Here is a 623-nt window from a genome sequence, read left to right on the forward strand (position 1 = left end):
CTCGACGTTCTCCGCGAGGCCCTCTTCGAGTTGCGGCGCGTCGGCCAGCAGCACCTTCGAAACGCCCGCGATCTTTGCCGCTGCGTCCGCGGCCGCTTGCGCGTTGTGGCCTGCCACCAGCACGTGAATGTCACCGCCAACGAATTTGCCAACCTCGGCCGCCGCTGCCACCGTGTTCAGCGTCGCGGCCTTGATCGACGCGTTGCCCCCCAAGGGGGCTTCCTTCTGGGCGTCGTACTCTGCAATCACCAGAATCGTCATTTCTTTGCGCTCCCTCTTACAGCACCTTGGCTTCGGTCTTCAGCTTCTCGACCAGCGTCTTCACGTCCGGCACCTTCACGCCGGCTGCGCGCTTCGGCGGCTCGACCACCTTCAGCGTCTTCAGACGCGGCGCGACGTCCACGCCCAGGTCTTCCGGCTTCACCGTTTCCAGCGGCTTCTTCTTCGCCTTCATGATGTTCGGCAGCGTCACGTACCGCGGCTCGTTCAGGCGCAGGTCGGTCGTGACGACCGCCGGCAGTTGAAGCGACAGCGTTTCCGCGCCGCCGTCGACTTCACGCGCGACCGTGGCACGGCCATCGGCGATCGTCACCTTCGACGCGAACGTCGCTTGCGGCAGCCCT

Annotated in this window: 1 protein-coding gene and 1 pseudogene; both read right to left on the reverse strand. The window is 65.5% G+C overall.

Annotated elements, in window-relative coordinates:
• Nucleotides 1–261 (reverse strand): annotated as a pseudogene (locus tag U5771_RS35275) (electron transfer flavoprotein subunit alpha/FixB family protein); the annotation flags it as partial.
• Between the two features lie 16 nt (nt 262–277).
• The coding region (locus tag U5771_RS35280; protein WP_415859476.1) for an electron transfer flavoprotein subunit beta/FixA family protein at nt 278–623 on the reverse strand (346 nt) is incomplete at its 5' end.

It is taken from the genome of Burkholderia sp. BCC1977 (assembly GCF_905339595.1).
Classification (GTDB): Bacteria; Pseudomonadota; Gammaproteobacteria; order Burkholderiales; family Burkholderiaceae; genus Burkholderia.